Origin of the sequence: Pantoea sp. Taur (assembly GCF_009830025.1) — a bacterium.
Taxonomy (GTDB): domain Bacteria; phylum Pseudomonadota; class Gammaproteobacteria; order Enterobacterales; family Enterobacteriaceae; genus Pantoea; species Pantoea communis.
In genome coordinates this window covers 157,295-177,818 of record NZ_SZZZ01000008.1, presented here as the reverse complement: position 1 = coordinate 177,818, position 20,524 = coordinate 157,295, and the positions used below count along the sequence as shown (strand labels likewise).

Genomic DNA, 20,524 nt, shown 5'->3' with positions numbered 1-20,524 from the left:
CTTAACGGATGCGCCCGCTATCAACTCGGGCGCCCCAATGGCCACGGCCTGTAATGTTCGCAGTTGCAGGTGCTCACAGAGCCGTGCTCTGGCGCACCCCTACTTCACCGCCCCTTCCGTCACTCCACTGATAAACTTGCGCTGGAACACCAGGAACACCGCCACCAGAGGCATAATCACAATCATCGCGCCCGCCATTAGCACTGGAATATCAATGGTGTTTTTGTTCTGGAAGAACATCATGCCGATTGGCAAGGTGCGCAGTTCATCCTTGTTCACCAGAATCAGCGGAATCAGGAACTCATTCCACGTCCAGATAAACAGCAGCAGCGCCAGCGTTGATAGCGTCGGCCAGATGGCGGGCACCAGAATGCCCCACAGGATTTTGCGCCGGGATGCGCCGTCCATCACTGACGCTTCCACCAGTTCGCGCGGCACCTGTTGCAGTGCAGTGGCAATCATCAGCGTGGTAAACGGCAGTGATAAGGCAATTTGTGGCAGGATCAGCGCCAGATACGTGTTCGTCAGCCCCATCCAGCGCAGTTCGTGGTAGAGCGGAATGATGAAAGCCTCGCTCGGTAGCACCATGCCCAGACCCAGCATCGCCGCTATCACCTTCTTACCAGGGATTTTCAGCCAGGCAAAACCAAATCCCGCCAGAATCCCTAACAAAATGCTGCTGATCACCACCGGAATCACCACCAGCACCGAGTTCATAAAGTAGACGTTGAAGTGCCCCTGCTGCCAGGCCGTCACGTAATTTTTAAAATTCAGCGATGAAGGCAGCGTGAACACGCCCTGAAACAGCTCCATCTGCGTTTTGAACGAAGTCATCAGCGCCATTAAAAACGGCAGGATGGTCATCAGCGCGACAATCCAAATCAGTGCGCGTGAGACAACAGGCGTACCGCGCATCAGTGACGCTCCCGAATAGCAAAATGAATACAGGCGTTGATCATCAGCACAATCAACATACTGAACACGGCAACCGCAGACGCGTAGCCAAAGTAGTGCAGATCAAAGCCCTGCTTATACATAAAGATGTTGGTCACCATGGTCGAGGTGCCCGGCCCGCCTTGCGTCATCACGTACACCAGATCGAAGGCTTCAGGCTGGCAATCACCGTCAGCAGCAGCGCAATGCGCAGTTCCGGGCGCAGTGAGGGCAGCGTGATACGCATAAACTTCTGACGCCGTGAAGAACCATCCAAATCGGCGGCTTCTAATAGCGAGGGATCCATGCGCTGTAATCCAGCCATAAACAGCACCAGACAGAATCCAAAGAAATACCAGGTGGCGACAAAACCCACGGCCGGTAACGCCCAGGTGAAATCCCCCAGCCACGACAGAGCCAACTGCGGCAAGCCAATCGCGCGCAGGAACTGATCGATAGGACCAAACGCGGGGTTATACAACCAGCGCCACACCACGCCCAATACCGCCATCGGCATGATGTAAGGCAGAAAAAACAGAATACGCAATACGCTGCGCTCTTTGCCGTTGCGCGTTTCATACAGGAAGCTGCACAACAGCAGACCGACGCCAATCGGCAGTAAGGTGTAAAACAACATCAGCAGCGCGTTGTTGCCCAGCGCCACCCAGAAAACCGGATCCTGGAACATGCGCACGTAGTTGCTGATACCGGTGAAAATCGGCAAGGAGGTGCCATCCCACTCGGTGAAACTGATGCCGAGCGAGGCCAGCAGCGGCAGGAGTAAAAACACCGCATAGACCAGTACGGCAGGCAGAAGATAGAGCGCATTGCGCCAGGCAGATTTGTTCAGCATAACCTTACTCGCTTGCAGGCTAATTCACGGCCCGGCATTGCTGTCGGGCCGGACGTCATCAGTGCTTCAGGGTTTTCAGGTAACGTTGATAGTTGTTGTCGAAATTGGTGACCATCTGCTCCGGCGTCTGTCTTCCGGCCAGTAACAGCTGCACGTTCTGATTCAGCTCAGCATTCATGGTCGGCGTGGCCCAGTCCAGATAATGGCCGAGGCCATCATGCTCGTTGAGGGTCACCCATACCTGATACGTCTCCGCCAGCAACGGGTTATCCGCCGGGATTTGTGCATTCTTGCTGGTACCCGCCGGCAGGAAGCCCACTTTCAACCAGCGGTTAGCCATCTCATCGGAAACGATGTAGTCGATAAATTTGGCCGCCGCATCCTGCTGCTCTTTGGTTTTCGCGGTGTTGGTGATCGAGAACGCCAGATCGGTACCGCCCACCATTAGCGCATGCTGTACCCCCTCACCCATCGGCATCGCCGCGAAGTGCACATCTTTATTGTCTTTGAACTGACCGAGATACCAGGTGCCACTCACCAGGAACGCAGCCTGACCATTCTGGAACAGGGTGGCCGCATCATCATGGCCAATGCCTTCGAAGCCAGGGAAGAAGTAGCCTTTATCTTTCCAGCTTTTCATCATGCTCGCCGCTTTCACCAGCTTGTCGTCTTTGAAGGTGCCGCCGACGTCGTAGATCAGATCGTCGAGGGCTTTGCGATCTTTACTCTCAATCTGTGCTTCCCATACCGTACTCAGCAGCTGCTGGCCCATATTGCCATCCAGCAGGCCGAGCATCATCGGCGGCGTACCCGCGGCTTTCAGTTTCTCCATTGCCGCTTCGAGTTCAGGCAGAGTTTTCGGTACCGCGACACCCGCTTTGTCCAGCAGCGCCTTGTTGTAATACAGCCCCACCATTTCACCCAAACTCGCCACGCCATACAGCTTGCCGCTACCAAAGTCTTGTTTATCAGACCAGCGGTTACGCTTGAGGATCGAATCCGGGAAGCGCGTGGTCCAGCCGTAGGTTTTGGCATAATCGTCCAGAGACCACAGCAGTTTGTCTTTCACCAGTGAACCCATATCGCCACCGCCCTGATTGACCTGCGCGATTTGCGGGCCATCACCGGCGGTCAACGCCAGCTTCAGTGGAATACGCGTGTCTTCAAAGGAGTGCACCGAGCGCTGGATGGTAATGCCCGGATTCTTTTGCTGGAACGCTTTAACCGCTTCATCCACGGCTTCGGTTTGCTGCGGATAGTTATAAATATCCCATTCGTTCAGCGTGACCGCTTGTGCCGTCGCCATGGTCGCACCGAGCAAAATCCCGGCTGAAACCAGACGCGACACACTGCGCAGTGAGCTTTTCATACGGGACGGACGTTTGGTTGAATCACACATCATGCTCGGTTTCTCCAACAGATGACTGGCATCCCTTCATCGCGACACCTGCATGTCCTGGCAGGTTGATTCAGCAGCAGTAATAACGACGTTAATTCATACTTACTTTATGAACAAAAGAAAGTCAAACACCCTCACTGCGGAATTTTTGCTCTGTGATACAGTGCAAACTGTGAGAAGAAAAGCGGGCTATGCAGTAGAGAATTCTGCATGACAGCCGCTGAAGCGCACACCATAAGAAGACATGGCCCTGCCTACAGCACAAATCACTTACGCCGTTCAGCCGCATTAACCCACTGACAGACCATATGAAAATTCTATACTTATTGAGAGAGGTGAGAGGCCTCTGCGGCAAAATCATCCCAGAACACAGGCACCACAGGCTCTGCGCCGCTTCACGTGGACGTTCACGCCACCGTCCGCCCTCAGGATTTACCTCGATGTTGTGCGGTAGCGCAATTATTACACCTTGAAAACTAAGTCAGCTTTATTTACCGTAAAATCTGTTCATCTCATGACCACAGAGGCACCACCATGACGGCTAAAGGTGTTATTCGCCGCGCCAGCGAGAGCGATTTTCCGGCCCTGTCGCGCATCTGCTTAGAAACGGCCAATGCGGGCACTGACGCCACCGCGCTCTATTCCGACCCGGCACTGCCCGGCCTGCGCTTTGTCATTCCCTATGCGCGCTTTGCGCCTGACTTTGCTTATGCCCTTGAAATAGAGGGGGAAGTGATGGGTTATGCGGTGGCAGCACCGGATACACGCGCATTCGAAGCAGAACTGGATGTGCATTGGTGGCCGCCACTGCAACAGCAATATCGCGATTACACGCCGCGAGCTCCCCTCGACAGTAAAGTGCTGGATGGCATCCTCCAGCCGGATACCGCTGCGGAACAACTGGTGGCGCAATGGCCTGCACATCTGCACATCAATCTGCTGCCGCCAGCCCAGCAAGGCGGCTGGGGACGAAAACTGATTGAGCAACTGCTGCAGGATCTGCGCGCCGCTGGCGTGTCGGGTGTTTATCTTGGCGTGAGTCTGCAAAACGAGAAGGTATGCGGCTTTTATCAACGTCTTGGTTTCACGCCGATTATGCGCAGCAACGCCATCTACATGGGTCAACTACTCTGATTGAGGCCTCACCATGACCAGCCTGCACCTGCAAAGCGTTAAAAAGTCCTACGACCATGTGAATGTGATCCACGGTATCGATCTCACCATTAACAGCGGCGAGTTCGTGGTGTTTGTCGGTCCTTCCGGCTGCGGTAAATCGACCTTGCTGCGCATGATTGCCGGGCTGGAGGAGATCAGTGACGGCAAGCTGCTGATTGAAGGCGCAGACATGACGCACCAGCCCGCCACCGAGCGTGGCATTGCCATGGTGTTTCAGTCCTATGCGCTCTATCCGAATATGACGGTGCGCGGCAATCTGGCTTACCCGCTGGAAGTGATGAAGAAATCTAAAGCGGAAATTGAGAAAGCGATTAGCCAGACGGCTGCGCGTCTGCATCTGACAGAGTTGCTGGATCGCCTGCCACGTGCGCTCTCCGGCGGCCAGCGTCAGCGTGTGGCCATCGGTCGTGCCATCATCCGCCATCCACGCATTTTCCTGTTTGATGAGCCGCTCTCCAATCTGGATGCTGAGCTGCGGCTACAGATGCGCATTGAGATCGCTCGCCTGCACGCCTCACTGGGCAACACCATGATTTATGTCACGCACGACCAGCTGGAAGCGATGACGCTGGCCGATCGCATCGTGGTACTTCGTCAGGGCAAAATTGAGCAGGTGGGTGCTCCGATGGCGTTGTATCACGATCCCGACAATCTGTTTGTCGCCGGGTTTATCGGTTCTCCGAAGATGAACTTCCTGCAGGCGGAAATTGCCACGATCGCACCAGGTGCCGTGCAGCTGCGAGTGCCCGCATTGGGCATTCACACGCTGACCATGAAGATCGACGCAGCCTGTCATGAAGGGCAAAAAGTCACGTTGGGAATTCGACCTGAACACTTCTCGCCGGCTAATCAGGATACCGATGTGCTGAGCTTTAGCGCTGATTTGTCATTCAGCGAGATGCTGGGGCACACCAACTATCTTTACCTGGATATCGGTGAGGAGAAGTTACTGGTGATTGAAGAGCGTAACGCGGCAGAACATGAGATTGGCGACCGCGTCAGTTATCAGATCAATGCTGAGCGCGGAATGTTGTTTGATGAACAGGGATTGCGCCTGCGTTAAGCGCCTGAACGAAGCAAGCGCCGTAGTTATGCTACGGCGCTCTCTTGATAACGAGTGAACAACGTCGATGCAGATCGCGCCACTACAGCTAGTGCTGCTTTAAGACACCGTCTCTTCATCGGCCTGCGCCGCCAGTAAATCCAACAGCTTATTCACCGCAAAACCTGCTGCACCCTGTGCCCACATCCGATTCGACTCAGTGAGGAACTGCAGCGGCGTCATCTGCGGCGTGATCTTCAGGCGATAGGTCTGGAAGCTCTGGGTGATGTGGTCGAGCAGGATGCGCGAGGCCATCTGCGGCTCCATCGCCAGATACACCACGTCAGGATCGTAAGCCACCGACAGATTCGCCAGCGACATGCCCAGATGCTGCCCGGCCTCCGCTAGCGCGCTAAGCACTTCAGGTGTGGGCTGGCTATCCAGATCGCGTAACGTCTGCGGCAGCGCCTCTTTCAGTGAAACTGCCACACGCTGCAAAATCGCCTGTGACGAGGCCACGTCTTCCAGTAAACGTTCGGAGCCATCACCGAGCAATGACACACCAATCTCACCGGCTTTGCCATGGCGGCCGCGATAGAGCTGGCGATCCAGCAAGATTCCCGCCCCAATCCCTTTGCCAAAGGTGGCGATCACCGCTGACTGCGCATGGCCCAACTGGCCAAATACCAGCGCGGCCATGGCTAAGGCATTGGCATCATTTTCGATAAAGACCGGCAGTGAAAAACGTTCTTCCAGCAGGCGTGCAATCGGCACGTTGTTCCAGCCCAGCGCGCGTGACAGCACGCATACCCCGTTACTGGCATCCACCAGCCCCGAGAGGGCCAGCCCAATGGCACCGACTTTCTTTCCTTCGACGCCACGCAAAAACTTCGCCAGCGCATCACCCAGTTGCTTGGGGGTCATCGCGCCTGAAGGGATCTGCTGTTCGCCAATAATGTTGCCGCTGAGATCGGTTAAGACGATCAAATTACGTTCGGCGTTAAGCTGAATGCCCACCACACTGGCGTGATCCGGGTTGAGGCCGAGCAGGGTTTTCGGTCGTCCCATTGATACACGACGCAACCCCAGCTCCTGCACAATACCGCCGGAGAGCAAGCGGTTGGTGGCCTGCGAAACCGTGGACATACTCAGGCCGCTACGGACTTTGAGGTCAGACTGGCTGATTGGCGCATTTTCGACAATCAGCCGCAAAATGCGTGCAGTTACGTTGGGAGCGCTCATGGATCTCTTTTTTAAGTTAGAAGAGGCTAAGCCGGTTGCTGGCTGAACTGGCTGGCAAGGCGCAGTGCGCCGCTTAAGGCATCGCCCTGCGGCGGCACAAGCTGTGCAGCAATCTCGGCCGGTAACCAGGGCTGAATCGGCACCGCAAGCCCCCCCATCAGGGCCAGTTTGCCGTGACTGCGTGCCAGCAAGGGTTGCACCATCTGCACGATATCGGCAGCGGCCTGCTGCACCAACGCAATACCATGGGGATCGCCCTGCTGCGCAGCGGCAAAGACTTCAGGTACCACGCTGCCCCACTCGGCGGGTGTTGCCTGCTGTGACCAGAGTAACATCTGTTCCGGGCTGTGTTGATGCAACGCCATAATACGTTCAGTCAGCGCCGAGGCAGGCACGATACTTTCGTGCGCGAGCAGCGCTAAGCGCCGTGCACGGCGTCCAAGGATGGCGCCCGAACCGGCATCGGACAGGGCAAAACCCCAGCCGCCCAGCAGGGTAAACTGCGCGCCGTCCCAGGCTGCGCCCTGGCTGCCTGTCCCAACGATCAACACCGCGCCTGGTGCGCCATCGTGCGCACCCGCACAGGCGATCTCAACATCGGTAAACAGATAGCGTCCCTGACAGCGTGGCTGCCAGCTTTGCAGCCGCGTGTGCACCGATGCCACATTGGCGCCGGCTAAACCTGCCACCAGCAAGGTGCGGTCGCGCGCATCGGCAGCCAGCCCCGCTTGTTGAAAGAGCTTGTCGATGACCGATTCAATGGCGTTGATGGCGGCATCATACTGCGACCAGACATTGGCGGGCCCGCCTGTCGCTTCCGCCAGCACACGGCCAGTGCTGTCCGTCAGGCGTCCGCGACAGTGCGTACCACCACCATCAATTCCCAGCAAAAGTGATTGCACGCGCTTCCTCCTGCCTGCCACGAACGGCATGATACTTATAGATGTGCGAAAGATAGGGGAAAAAAACTTAAATCGCAATCATAAATAAATACGCATTCCGTATAGTTAATTAATTTTGAATAAAAACATCAATATAACTTAAAACACCGATTTGAGATCGGCGTTACGGATTGACATTAGTTTTTCTGTCGTAATAAGTTAACGGTCAGATTATCAGCAGCCTGATGGGTCGGGCAGCTAACAAGCAACGGGCTTCAGGGGTACAACATGAAAGTGGGCATTATTGGTCTGGGCTTTCGTCTTTCTCATGTGGTGAAAGAGTTCAACAAAGCTGACGCAGAGTTCTCCGTGGTGGGTTACGTCGATCCGGCTCCCGCTGGCTTGCCGAATCTCCACACCTTCGGCATTGATGCCGGGAAGGCGTTTGACAACGTGGATGCGCTACTCCAGCACGGTGGTTTCGATCTGCTGCTGGTAGGGTCACCCAACTTTATGCACCTTGAGCATATTCGGCAGGGGCTGGCAGCCGGTTACACCGTGTTTACCGAGAAACCGGTGGTGATCAATGAAGAACAAACCATGGCGATGGCGCAACTGGTACAACAATATGGGCATGAGCGCATTCTGGTCGGCCTGGTGCTGCGTTACTCACCGCTGTATCACGATCTTTTGAACGCACGCGATGAAAATCGTCTCGGTGAAATCACCTCAATCGAAGCCACTGAACACATCAAGCCTTATCACGGCGCCTTCTTCCAGCGCGACTGGCGACGTCTGGAAAAATACGCCGGTCCTTATATTCTGGAAAAATGCTGCCACGACATCGATCTCTATCAGGGATTGGTCGGTGAACGCCCGGTGCGCGTAGCCAGCTTTGGTGGACGTAAGAACTTCACCCCGCAGCATGCACCCACCGGGGCTGTCACGCCGCAATCAGAGGTGTATCACGTGAAGCCCAGCGGCTGGTCGAGCACGGATGCGGTGTTTGACGGCGACGCCGATATCGTCGATTACCAGACGGCGCTGATCGAATACGCCAATGGCGCAACTCTCGCCTTCCACGCCAACCTCAACGTGCCGGATGAATTTCGTCGTTTCTGCGTGATGGGCACCGACGGCATGGCCGAGGGCGACTTTGTGCGTAACTACTTCCGCGTACACAACGCCCGTACCGGCGAGCGCGAAGTCGATACCACCTACAGCGGCAATGCTTATGACGGTCACTATGGTGCCGATGCGTTGATGGCTGAAGAGATCGTCAAACACATTAAACAGGGAACGCCACTGAAAGTGTCCGTGGTGGATGCACTGGAAGCGGGTCTGACCGCGATCAAAATCGATGAAGCACGAAAATCGAAAACCGTGGTGGATATGACAGACAGCTGGAAACAATTTGACGCCAGCCTGGGGAAAACCGCGACCGTATAAGGTCAACCTCCCCGCTCAGATCCCCCTTTGCGCGGGGCTTTTCATGGCAGTGCAGAGTGGTGACATCATTAACCGGCCCGCGAGCCGGTTTTTGTTGGCACTTAACCTGCGTTTTCATTCTCCAGCTTCTGCCGTTTGCGCAGATGCGGGAAAATCGTCATCCAGACCGCTACCACCACCAGCGTGCCGATACCGCCAAGTGCTGCGGCAGGCACCGCCCCCATCCACGCCGCCAGCAAGCCTGACTCAAACTCGCCCAGCTGATTTGAGGTGTTAATAAAGATGGCGTTGACCGCATTCACGCGACCGCGCATATCATCCGGCGTATCCAGCTGTACCAGCGCACCGCGAATCACCATGCTCACCATATCGAACCCGCCCAGCGCGGCCAGCGCCAGCAGAGAGAGCCACAATTGCGTAGAGAGCGCGAACACCAGCGTGGCGACCCCAAAGCCTGCCACCGAACCAAACATAATCATGCCGACGTGTTTTTCCAGCTTGTGACGGCTCAGCCACACGCCAACAATGAGCGCCCCCACAGAGGGCGCACCGCGCAGCATGCCCAATCCCCAGGGACCGGTATGCAGAATATCCTGCGCGAAGATAGGCAACAGCGCGGTGGCACCTCCCAGCAGCACGGCGAACAGATCGAGAGAGATCACACCCAACACATCTTTGCGCTCACGAATAAAGCGCACGCCCGCAAACATGGTGGTGAGATTCATCGGCATCCGCGTTTGGGGCGGACGTTCATAGCGAAGGCGGCTGACCAACACCAGAGAGAAGAGATAAAACAGGGCGGAGACGCCGTAAACCACCTCGGGACCGGCCACATACAGCAGGCCACCCAAGGTTGGGCCGACGATCACCGCTGCCTGACCGCCCACGGAACTCGCCGCCATGGCACGCGCGAGAATCGGTGGAGGTACCAGCGCAGGGAGCATCGACGTGATCGACGGCCACTCCAGCGCTTTGGCCACGGAGATCAGAAACACCAGTCCCCAAATTTCAATTTTATCCGCCCAGTGCATCAGCGTCAGTGCCACCAGGCCAAGCAGAGCTAGCCATTCAATCAATTGCCCGACCAGCACAATGCGGCGGCGATCAAACTGGTCGGCAAGATGGCCGGCCGGCAGGGCCAGCAACACTGAAGGCAGGAACTGCATCAGCCCAATCATCCCCAGCGCCATGGCGCTATGGGTGATGGCATAGATCTGCCAGCTGACCGCCACGGAAAACATCTGGAAACCAAACGATGAACAGGTGCGCGCCAGCCAGAAGGCGACAAACGACCTGTGCCGCAACAGAGAATCTTCTGCTGCGGATAACTGTGAACCCATATTTTATCCCATCCTAAATCAACATCCGGCCAGCGTCATTGCACCAGCCTGGTGAAAAGCCGTTAACCGGCTCTCATTATCATTTTCCGGCCACAGAGTGCGGCATCTGACGCTGGCAAGCAATGGCTAGCCGTGCGCTTTAAAAACAGTTGCTTATCTGGAATTTAACTAAGCATAGAGTTCTGAATATTAGCAGGCTGATTGTTTTCACCTGAAAATATCTGAATCATTCCAGAAATTCCAATAACTCAATATTAAATACATCTTTTAGCCGCCATATCTCTCTATCAGAGACAGCTAAAAAAGGTGACCTTAACAAACAATTCGATCTATATTGGAAGCGTAAAGATCACAGCAACCTTGCCGTCCTTATAATAATTAAGACGTTCCAGTTAATTAATTTATTCATAGAGATAAATGGAAAACAGTTCATACAATCCTTATGTTACTGAGCGTATCCGTCGCCTCGACGGGGCACTGATGGGCGTGTGTTATTCAGCACCCTTTATGCATTGTGAACAGGAAAGCACAGTATTACTTAACGGAAGCAACATAATTTCACTGCACAATCAGTTGCCCGATGCGCCCGAACGAATAATTATCCCTTTAGTGGGAAATACTCTTGCGCGCTTTTTAAAGGCGCCAGAAAAATATCCCAGCCTGCAAATGGAAAATGTGTCCCTTGCTATCAATTATGCCAGTTTAGTTAAGCATGAAGCGGCATTACGAGAAGCCGCACAGCATCACGCATTCTGGCTTTATGATTTGGCTCCGCCAGGAACGTGCTGGAAGAATATTGCCTCTTTTCCCTTCAGTGGAATTGTCCTGAACGATGATTTCTTCAATGATAATTATCTCAAGTTCAGCTTTCCCTTTTTGCTCGGATCCTGCCGGGAAAGAGAAGCAGAGGTGATATTACGCACTCCGCAATTAACTCTGCCGTTGTCTGTCTATGAAGACCTGCAACTTTCTGGCTGGCAGGAACAACGCACCAGCAACACCCTGTTTGAAGTGTAAACGCTTACACGAAATGCCGCCTCTTGCCGTTATGTCCCGATCTCTTCGGGCATAACGTTAGAATCTCCTCATAAAATGTCGCACTACTACCATTCCACAAGCGCAAAGCACTAAAAAAATCAAACCCGTTAACGTTTTTAAGATAAAATTTAACGCAAAGGGATCATCTGGCGTAACGGAAGCGCTGCGATTGAACATTTTAAGTCACTTCGTACTCTATGTCGGGAAACAACCTAATGCGTTGTTTCCTATTAAGTTTATGGCAAAGAAAGAGGTTAATATTATGGGGAAAGCTTCCTCATCTTTTGGCGTGATTCGCTTTTTGACGGTGCTGTTCGCACTGCTCACAGGCGCATTTATGCTTGTAGGCGGTGTATGGCTAGCCGCAATTGGTGGTTCCTGGTACTACGTTATTGGCGGTGTGATTATGTTGATCACCGCTGTCCTGCTGTGGCGCCGTAGCGGTGCAGCGATCATGCTGTATGCACTGTTGCTGTTGGCAACGCTGGTGTGGGGCGTTTGGGAAGTTGGTTTCGACTTCTGGGCGCTGGCACCACGTACCGATGTGCTGGTGATCTTCGGCATCTGGCTGATTCTGCCGTTTGTGTATCGCGGTCTGAATCATGCAGGTAAAGGCGCACTGAGTCTGATGGCCGTTGCGCTGATTGCCAGCGTGCTGGTGCTGGCGTGGGCAGTGTTCCACGATCCGCAGGAGCTGAACGGTGAAATCCCAGCGGCGGCAGATAATGCCCCGCAAGCGCAGCCGCTGAGCAACATCAAGGATGCTGACTGGCCTGCGTACGCGCGTGACCAGCAAGGCACGCGCTTCTCTCCACTGAAGCAAATCAACACCGGTAATGTGAAAGAGTTGCAGGTAGCCTGGCAGTTCCAGACGGGCGATCTGAAAACCCCGAACGACCCAGGTGAAATCACCGACGAAGTGACGCCGATTAAAATCCGCGACACCTTGTATCTCTGCTCACCGCACCAGATTCTGTTTGCGCTGGATGCAAAAACCGGTAAGCAGAAGTGGAAATTTGATCCGGGCTTAAAACCGAATCCAACCTTCCAGCATGTGACCTGTCGTGGTGTCTCTTACCATGAAATGCCAGCAGCAGCGGATGCGTCTAACACCCAGCCTGCGCTGTGTTCACGTCGCATTTATCTGCCAGTGAACGACGGTCGTCTGTTCGCGCTGGATGCCGAAACCGGTGAACGTTGTGCCGCGTTTGGTAACAACGGTGAGCTGGATCTGCAGCACAAACAGCCGGTACTGACCCCAGGCCAGTATGAGCCGACTTCACCACCGATCATCACGGATACCACTATCGTGATCGCCGGTGCGGTCACCGATAACTACTCAACCCGTGAACCGTCAGGCGCTATTCGTGGCTTTGATGTGAACACCGGTAAACTGCTGTGGGTGTTTGATCCGGGCGCGAAAGATCCCAACGCGATTCCAGATGATGAACATACCTTCACCATGAACTCGCCGAACTCCTGGGCACCGGCAGTATACGATCCAAAACTGGATACCGTATTCCTGCCAATGGGCGTGACCACACCAGACATCTGGGGTGGTAACCGTACGCCTGACCAGGAACGTTTCGCGAGCAGCGTACTGGCACTGAACGCCACCACCGGCAAGCTGGTGTGGTCGTATCAGACCGTGCATCACGATCTGTGGGATATGGACCTGCCGTCACAACCGACGCTGGCCGATATCACTGACAAAGATGGCAACACCGTTCCGGTGATTTATGCCCCGGCCAAAACCGGTAACATCTTTGTCCTGGATCGTCGTACCGGTAAGCCGGTTGTCCCAGCACCGGAAACCCCAGTGCCACAGGGTGCCGCGAAAGGTGACCACGTTTCTCCGACTCAGCCGTACTCCGAACTGACCTTCCGTCCGAAGAACAATCTGACGGACAAGGACATGTGGGGCGCGACCATGTTCGACCAACTGGTGTGCCGCGTGATCTTCAAGCGTCTGCGCTACGAAGGTCCGTTCACGCCGCCGTCTGAGCAAGGTACGCTGGTGTTCCCAGGTAACCTCGGTATGTTCGAGTGGGGCGGCATCGCGGTGGATCCACATCGTCAGATCGCGATTGCTAACCCAATGGCGCTGCCGTTTGTCTCTAAACTGGTGCCACGCGGTCCGGGCAACCCGATCGAGCCACCAGCCGATGACAAAGGCGGTTCAGGTACTGAAACCGGTATCCAGCCACAGTACGGTGTACCGTACGGCGTTGAGCTGAATCCGTTCCTGTCTCCGTTGGGTCTGCCATGTAAACAACCGGCCTGGGGCTATGTCTCAGCGGTTGACCTGAAAACCAACGAAACCGTGTGGAAAAAACGTATTGGTACCGTTCGCGACAGCGCGCCGGTTCCGGTTCCGTTCAAAATGGGTATGCCAATGCTGGGCGGCCCAATTACCACGGCCGGTAACGTGTTCTTCATTGGTGCGACTGCCGATAACTATCTGCGCGCGTTCGACACCAACACCGGGGAAATGCTGTGGCAGGCACGTCTGCCAGCCGGTGGCCAGGCAACGCCGATGACCTATGAAGTGGATGGCAAGCAGTACGTTGTCATTGCTGCGGGTGGTCACGGTTCGTTTGGTACTAAGCTGGGCGATTACGTCATTGCCTACGCACTGCCAGATGCGAAGTAAGCTTCTGGTTTGATGTGACAAAGGCGGGCTGCGAAGCCCGCCTTTTTTTTGTTGTCTCACTGCCTGCACTCTGGTGTATCGCGTCGTTATGAAGAAGCTAATGGTTGTTCGAAGCGCCATACCTGTCGCCGTTACGGCTTCTTTAACACTCGCGCATTTAACAGCGCGCACAGCGCCATGATCACACAGGTCGCCAGAAACACTGGCCGCATGCCGAAAGCACCGCCAACAAATCCGCCAAATAACGGACCTGAGACCTGACCGACATACTGGGCCGAGGTCGAATACCCCAACATTTTCCCCACCTGCCCTTGCGGCACATTGTGGCGAATCAGCGCCGTCACACACGGCATCAAACCGCCCAGCGCCATGCCCATCAGGAAACGCAGCAGCACCAGTTGCCAGGCTTGGGTGATAAACGCCTGCGGGATCAACAACAGGGCACAAACGACCAGGCCGTAAACCAGCACGCGGCCATGCCCTACCCGATCCGCCAGGCGCCCCAAACGCGGCGCAGAGAGAATACTGCCCAGTGCAGCCGCCGCCATCACCACGCCCGCCGTCACCGTAATCGCATGATCGCCCTGCACGAACTGACCGATATACAGCGTGATGATCGGTTCAATCGACATATTGGCAAAAATCAGCAGCATGCCGGACAGCCACATCAGTCGCACCAGTGGCAGATTGACCGGCTTCTCACTCTCATCGTGAGTTTGCACCGTCTTTTTACCCGGCTGACGCGGCGCTTCTTTTAATAAAAAGGTGGTGGCAAGGAAGGCGAGGAAAATCACGGCGCCGGTCAGCCAGAAGGTATGGCGAATGCCAATCAGCGGTGGTAACACCCCGCCCAGCAGTGGCCCCAACACGTTGCCCGCCATAATGCCGGAAGACAACACACCCAGCGCCCAACCCGTCTGCTCTTTTGGCGTTTGCGCCGCGACCATGATGGTTGAACCCGATGCGTAGCCCCCCAATAATCCCGCCAGCAAACGCAAGGCAACCAGTTGCCACGGCGCCGTCGCCATGCCAATCAGCGACATGGCAATCGCCATTCCGAGGCTGGCACGAATCAACATCAGTTTGCGGCCATAGCGATCCGCCAGTTTTCCCCACAACGGCGCGGTTAACGCGGCGCTGAGGAAAGTGGCACCATACGCAGCCCCCGACCAGCGTGCAATCGCGGCAGGTTCCTGCACGCCAAGCTGCTGCACATAAAGTGGCAGAAACGGCAGCAGCAACGTCATCGCCACAATGGTGCTGAACGAACCCAGCACGCAGACAAACAAATTACGTTTCCAGTGTTGCTGCTCAGGCGCTAACACTGTTGATGATTGCGACATAGTCATTCCCTGTTTTTGCTTTTTTAGCAGGCTAACAGCGGAGCACGACATAAAACAGGGAGAGAGAGATATTTGCCAACCAGCGTAATATTGTTGTCAGGCAACAACAATTAACTGCCGCTCAAGGCATTAATTAACGCATCACACAGCAACGTCACGGGGGATGAAGGTTGCGGCTGCTCTTTGAGCAGCAGATAACTGTGTAAACGATCCATTTGCCACTCAGGCAACACCTGTTGGATCTCGCCGCGCCCCAGCGCCTCTTGCGTCATATACGCTGGCAAATAAGCGATGCCGGTGCCGGCCAGCGCCGCATTCAGCAGCGCCATGCTGTTATTGGCGCGGAAACGGCTATGCACATCCAGCGCCAGCCGCTGTTTATCGCGGCGAAACGGCAGTGCGGCCGTATGCGCGGGTCCGTGGAACAGCAACAAATCGTGACGTGTCAGGCGCTCTGGATGGTCGATAGCGGGATGCGCTGCCAGATAATCCGGCGTGGCATAGAGTCCCCACTCGATGGTGCTCAGTTCGCGATAATTAGCGACTTCCGGCGCGCGCGCACGAATCACTATCGCCACATCCGCGCTGGGCTGCGGATCGTCACTGGTGGTGAGGTCGAGATCGACATTGATATGAATATGACGGCGGATAAAGTCATTCAGAGTGGGGACGACGCACTGGCAGCCATAGGTGATTGGCGCCTGTAAGCGCACATTACCCGCGGGCAGTTGATGAACCTGCTGCACAAACGCATCGGCGCGGTGCATCTCTTCCAGCATGCGGGTACAAAACGGATAGTAAGCCTGACCCAACTCGGTCAACGCCACTTTTCGCGTAGTACGCTGCAGCAGTTTGATGCCGAGTCGCACTTCCAGCCGCGCGATTTCGCGACTGACATGCGATTTAGAGACGCCTAAGGTTCGCGCGGCTTCGCTAAAGCTTTGCCGCTCAACGACGCGCGCAAACAGCATCATGGCGGTGAGATTATCGCTGTTGTCCATGTTCTCTGGTGGGTAACAAACGGAGAACAGCAGCTTAAAAGTAAAAGCCGCAATAAGCACCGAATTTAATCAGCGAACGGGGTGGAGCGGCGTAATTTATCGCGCAATCCCTTCGCGATTTACTGCGCAATAAATTGCGCCGCTACGTCTACTTTGCAGATCACTATCAGCGTCATCAATCAACTGGCCACCGCCAGCGGGAACAACAAACGTTCCTGTTCAACGCGGCGCTGACGACGCAATTGACCCGGCGTGACGCTGAAGTAGTTCTTAAAGGTGCGGGTATACGCCTGCTGCGTATCAAACCCGTAGCTCATCGCCACCTGCAGAATCGCTTCATCGCTGTTGATCAGCGTGAGCGCGGACTCAGTCAACCGGCGCTGACGGATGTACTCTGCCAGAGAAAAACCAGTGTGCTGACGGAACAGACGTTGCAGATGCCAGCGGGAGTATCCCGAGCGGCGTGCTACTTCATCCAGATGCAAATCGTGCCCTAAGTTGTCTTCAATCCAGTCCAGCAAACTACGGATAAATTCGCGCTGATTCATGGGAACCTCCTGCTTCGACAATATGTCCAGTGCAGTCACTGTAGCGCGTTAAATTTATCCCTTAATTAGCAGAAAATTAGCGCAGAATTAGCAAGGGGGAAAGTGGGTGCTCCGCCTAAATAAGTTCAGCGGCAGAAAGGCAGCAAGAGCGTGAATCCTCAGAGGCTTACATAAGTCAGTGACGGGGGTGAACGCTCGCAGCTCACGCCTCTGCAGCAGGAAGTATGACGGAGGGTAATTCTGGCCTAATTATCTGGCGCTACACTGCGTCCATCAGTTTGGGAGAACTCTATGCGTGTGCTGCTGGTAGAAGATGATGAAATGATTGGCGCTAACTTGCAGCAGGCGCTGGAAGCGGCGGGCTGGTCGGTGGACTGGGTGCGCGATGGCGTATTTGCCACCAACGCCTGGGCCGAAGGCGGTTATACCTGCGTACTGCTCGATCTCGGTTTACCGCGGGAAGACGGTATTCACGTATTGAAGCGTGCGCGTACGCGTGGCGATATGACGCCCGTGCTGGTGCTGACTGCGCGTGACACGGTGCAACAACGCATTCAGGGACTCGACAGCGGCGCCGATGACTATTTGCTTAAACCCTTTGATCTGCAAGAGGTACTGGCGCGCATGCGTGCAATCACCCGACGTCGTCACGGAGCGGCGGATTCCCTGTTAGGCAGTGGCGATGTGCAGCTGGATATGATGACGCGCGAAGTGCTGTACAAAGGCCAACGCGAACAGCTAACCGCCCGCGAATATGCCCTGCTCTACGCTCTGCTGGAGCGCCCTGGTGCCATCCTGTCACGCGAACAATTAGAGAACCGCATTTACGGCTGGGGTGAAGAAGTCACCAGCAACGCCGTTGATGTGCTGATCCACGGCATGCGCCGCAAGCTCGATAACGAAGTGATTCGCAACGTGCGCGGTTTGGGCTGGCGAGTACCGGCAATATGAAACCTTTCACTTTTATGCGCTCCCTGCGTAACAAACTGCTCGCCACGCTGGTGCTGCTGCACCTGGCGATGATCGGCGGCGTCACCTGGTATTTCTACCATTGTTATGGCGACATGATGGGCACCATGAAGGACGATCAGCTCGCCAAGATTGCTGATGCCTGGTCCTCCAGCCAGCGCATGCCCGCGCTGATGCCTATGGTGATGCAGCAAGAGAAGCTGAAGAGCACCTACATCGTTCAGCTGTGGGACACCAACAATCATCTGCGTGCCAGCTCATGGCCTGCTTTACAGGCGCCGCTGCAGGCGAAAAAAGGCTGGTCCGATTTAAAAGTCGGCGACTGTGGCGATGACTGTGACTGGCGTGTGTATACCCGTCCCGGCGAACTGGGCAGTGAAATCGGTAATATTCAGGTTTTACACAACATCGGCTACATGAAAAGTTTGATGGTGAAGCGGGTGCTGTCCGCCATCATTCCTTTAATGCTGATGATGCCGCTGTCACTGCTGGTGATCTGGCTGGTAGTACGTGCCATCACGCGAGATTTGCGCGTTGCCTCGCGACAGATTGCCGCACAAGAAACATTGCATCCGCACTCGGTATCGCCGGATGGCTTACCGGATGAAGTGCTACCGCTGGTGGCTGCTTATAACTCTCTGCTCGATAAGCTACGGGCAGCCTGGTCATCGCAGCGACAGTTCCTTGAAGATGCGGCACATGAACTGCGCACGCCGGTTACCGCCGTCACCTTGCAGCTGGAGAATCTGCGCCAGCATATTCAGCCCGGTGAAGCCAGTCGCCAGTTTGATCAGCTGGAAGCAGGTGTCACGCGGACGCGCCATCTGGTGACGCAGTTGCTGAATATCTCGCGCCAGGAAGATCAGTCGGTGGTGGCAACGGTGGAAACCATCCAGCTCGATGATTTGCTGAAAGAGAGCATCGAGCAGTTGATGGTGGTCGCCGATAAGCGCGGTATTGATATCGGTTTTAATGGCACCACGCACTATCGCCTGCACGCCAGCCGTTCCGATTTGCGCAGCCTGTTTGATAACCTCATCGGCAACGCGATGCTGCACACGCCGGAAGGCAGCCTGGTAGATGTGCTGCTGCATCGCGTGGGCAATCACACCGTGGTGGATATCGTCGATAACGGGCCGGGCATGCCGGAGTCCTTTATCGAACGCGCCTTTGATCGCTTCACCCGTTCGCCAGATGTACAGGCGCAAGGCAGCGGTTTGGGTCTGTCGATTGTGCGCAGCGTAGCGCAGAAGCATCAGATGCAAGTCGCGCTGTCGAACTGCCATAACGCCCAGGGACAAATCTCCGGCCTGCAGGTGCGTGTTACCTTGCCATAACCGACGTGTCGCTACCGTGTTGAATAGCACGCACGGTAGCGGCATAACGTATTGCGTCTTTTCCCCATCTAAATCGCCCTACACGATGAACCACGTATTTTCCGCCACCAAATTCCAAAGGCGCACGTTCAATCGTGCCGCTACACGTTTTTCCGCATCTGAGATCTTTGTGACTGAACGCGACAACGTAAACGGTTGCGGGGTTCCATTCGCCACACGGCATTTATGTGATCATTATCACATATTCAGTGAATCAAAATGCAACACATTTTGACAAACGTGATCAAAATCTATTTCCTATCGCTCTGTTACAGGCACATTACGCACACTTGAAAATTCGGCGATTTAGACCGGTTAAAACAACACACTGCCCATCCCCTGGGATCGATTTCACCCGATCGCGGCGCATTCGCGGCGATCACTAGCAAGTGGTTAATACAATAATGAAATTTAAAGCATTGATAGCAGGGGCCTTACTGGCCAGCAGCTGGACCGGCGCGGCACAAGCGGCAGACAGCGATCCGCAGTATCTTTCAGACTGGTGGCACCAGAGCGTTAACGTGGTGGGCAGCTATCACACCCGCTTCGGACCGCAGTTCAACAATGACGTGTATCTCGAATACGAAGCCTTTGCTAAAAAAGACTGGTTCGATTTCTACGGCTATGCGGATTTGACCAACTTCTTCGGCGTGGGCAATAGCAACGCTAACGGCATTTTCGACCACGGTTCGCCGCTGTTCATGGAAATTGAACCGCGTTTCTCTATCGATAAACTGACCGGCACCAGCCTGGCATTTGGTCCGTTTAAAGAGTGGTACTTCGCCAACAACTACATCTATGACATGGGTCGTAACGCTTCACAGCGTCAGAACACCTGGTACATGGGTCTGGGTACCGACATCGATACGCACAGCGATATCGGCCTGTCATTGAACGTGTATGCCAAATACCAGTGGCAGAACTACGGCGCAGCGAACGAAAACAGCTGGGATGGTTATCGCTTCAAAGTGAAATACTTTGTGCCGATTACCGATCTGTGGGGCGGCAAGCTGAGCTACATCGGCTTCACCAACTTCGATTGGGGTTCAGACCTGCGCGATGAGACTGGCCCGTCACGCACCAGCAACTCGATCGCGTCCAGCCACATTCTGTCGCTGAACTACGATCACTGGCACGTTTCTACCGTGGCACGCTATTTCCACAATGGCGGACAGTGGGCCGATGGGCAGGAGCTGAACTTCGGCAACGGTCCGTTTGAAGTGAAATCGACGGGCTGGGGTTACTATCTGGTCGTGGGTTACAACTTCTAATTCGTATGAA

General features: G+C 55.0%; 16 protein-coding genes and 1 pseudogene. 8 read left to right on the top strand and 9 right to left on the bottom strand.

Translation table 11 applies throughout. From position 1 onward, the window contains the following. Nucleotides 1-99: 99 nt before the first annotated feature. The 3 genes and pseudogenes from FD744_RS13280 to FD744_RS13270 form a co-directional block, all read right to left on the bottom strand. Nucleotides 100-915, bottom strand: coding sequence for a carbohydrate ABC transporter permease (locus FD744_RS13280; protein WP_034826777.1), 816 nt, complete (start codon nt 913-915; stop codon nt 100-102). Next, a pseudogene (locus FD744_RS13275) lies at nt 915-1,786 on the bottom strand (carbohydrate ABC transporter permease). The gene FD744_RS13280 and the pseudogene FD744_RS13275 overlap by 1 nt, the downstream one beginning before the upstream one ends. Nucleotides 1,787-1,844: 58 nt before the next feature. Then, entirely contained in the window at nt 1,845-3,188 is a 1,344-nt protein-coding gene (locus tag FD744_RS13270) for an extracellular solute-binding protein (RefSeq protein WP_160868451.1), read from the bottom strand. Between the two features lie 531 nt (nt 3,189-3,719). Here FD744_RS13270 and FD744_RS13265 point away from each other — a divergent pair. Together FD744_RS13265 and FD744_RS13260 are read left to right on the top strand one after the other, a co-directional pair. Next, complete coding sequence (locus FD744_RS13265) at nt 3,720-4,319, top strand: GNAT family N-acetyltransferase (protein ID WP_160868450.1); 600 nt, start codon at nt 3,720-3,722, stop codon at nt 4,317-4,319. A 13-nt stretch (nt 4,320-4,332) separates the two neighbouring features. Continuing rightward, nucleotides 4,333-5,424, top strand: coding sequence for an ABC transporter ATP-binding protein (locus tag FD744_RS13260; protein ID WP_160868449.1), 1,092 nt, complete (start codon nt 4,333-4,335; stop codon nt 5,422-5,424). 99 nt (nt 5,425-5,523) lie between these two features. Here FD744_RS13260 and FD744_RS13255 read toward each other — a convergent pair whose 3' ends face one another. Then, nucleotides 5,524-6,645 carry an ROK family transcriptional regulator gene (locus FD744_RS13255; RefSeq protein WP_058961835.1) on the bottom strand — a complete coding sequence of 374 codons (1,122 nt, stop codon included), beginning with the start codon at nt 6,643-6,645 and terminating at the stop codon, nt 5,524-5,526. A 26-nt stretch (nt 6,646-6,671) separates the two neighbouring features. After that, nucleotides 6,672-7,547: a BadF/BadG/BcrA/BcrD ATPase family protein gene (locus FD744_RS13250; RefSeq protein WP_373424398.1), complete on the bottom strand. Its 876-nt coding sequence runs from the start codon at nt 7,545-7,547 to the stop codon at nt 6,672-6,674. 267 nt (nt 7,548-7,814) lie between these two features. Here FD744_RS13250 and FD744_RS13245 point away from each other — a divergent pair, with 267 nt between their 5' ends. Then, nucleotides 7,815-8,975: a Gfo/Idh/MocA family protein gene (locus FD744_RS13245; protein ID WP_160868447.1), complete on the top strand. Its 1,161-nt coding sequence runs from the start codon at nt 7,815-7,817 to the stop codon at nt 8,973-8,975. Between the two features lie 101 nt (nt 8,976-9,076). Here FD744_RS13245 and FD744_RS13240 read toward each other — a convergent pair whose 3' ends face one another. Further along, complete coding sequence (locus tag FD744_RS13240; RefSeq protein WP_160868446.1) at nt 9,077-10,315, bottom strand: MFS transporter; 1,239 nt, start codon at nt 10,313-10,315, stop codon at nt 9,077-9,079. A gap of 417 nt (nt 10,316-10,732) precedes the next feature. On the opposite strand from FD744_RS13240, the gene FD744_RS13235 reads away from it, so the two are divergent. Together FD744_RS13235 and FD744_RS13230 are read left to right on the top strand one after the other, a co-directional pair. Beyond that, a complete protein-coding gene (locus FD744_RS13235) occupies nt 10,733-11,332 on the top strand; it encodes a hypothetical protein (RefSeq protein ID WP_160868445.1) in 600 nt (199 codons plus the stop codon). A 283-nt stretch (nt 11,333-11,615) separates the two neighbouring features. Further along, entirely contained in the window at nt 11,616-14,006 is a 2,391-nt protein-coding gene (locus FD744_RS13230; protein ID WP_160868444.1) for a glucose/quinate/shikimate family membrane-bound PQQ-dependent dehydrogenase, read from the top strand. Nucleotides 14,007-14,137: 131 nt separating this feature from the next. Here the strand turns inward: FD744_RS13230 and FD744_RS13225 are convergent, their stop codons facing one another. The 3 genes from FD744_RS13225 to FD744_RS13215 all read right to left on the bottom strand — a co-directional run bounded on the left by FD744_RS13225 (nt 14,138) and on the right by FD744_RS13215 (nt 16,898). After that, nucleotides 14,138-15,349: an MFS transporter gene (locus FD744_RS13225; protein WP_160868443.1), complete on the bottom strand. Its 1,212-nt coding sequence runs from the start codon at nt 15,347-15,349 to the stop codon at nt 14,138-14,140. A gap of 110 nt (nt 15,350-15,459) precedes the next feature. After that, a complete protein-coding gene (locus tag FD744_RS13220) occupies nt 15,460-16,350 on the bottom strand; it encodes a LysR family transcriptional regulator (protein ID WP_034826801.1) in 891 nt (296 codons plus the stop codon). Nucleotides 16,351-16,529: 179 nt separating this feature from the next. Further along, nucleotides 16,530-16,898 carry a helix-turn-helix domain-containing protein gene (locus FD744_RS13215; protein ID WP_034826803.1) on the bottom strand — a complete coding sequence of 123 codons (369 nt, stop codon included), beginning with the start codon at nt 16,896-16,898 and terminating at the stop codon, nt 16,530-16,532. A gap of 291 nt (nt 16,899-17,189) precedes the next feature. Between FD744_RS13215 and FD744_RS13210 the strand changes: the two genes are divergently transcribed. The 3 genes from FD744_RS13210 (at nt 17,190) to FD744_RS13200 (ending at nt 20,514) form a co-directional block, all read left to right on the top strand. Further along, complete coding sequence (locus tag FD744_RS13210; protein WP_034826805.1) at nt 17,190-17,849, top strand: response regulator; 660 nt, start codon at nt 17,190-17,192, stop codon at nt 17,847-17,849. Then, entirely contained in the window at nt 17,846-19,204 is a 1,359-nt protein-coding gene (locus FD744_RS13205) for a HAMP domain-containing sensor histidine kinase (protein WP_097118982.1), read from the top strand. Before FD744_RS13210 ends, FD744_RS13205 begins: the two co-directional genes overlap by 4 nt. Nucleotides 19,205-19,647: 443 nt before the next feature. Further along, nucleotides 19,648-20,514: a nucleoside-specific channel-forming protein Tsx gene (locus FD744_RS13200; RefSeq protein WP_160868442.1), complete on the top strand. Its 867-nt coding sequence runs from the start codon at nt 19,648-19,650 to the stop codon at nt 20,512-20,514. Nucleotides 20,515-20,524 lie beyond the last annotated feature (10 nt).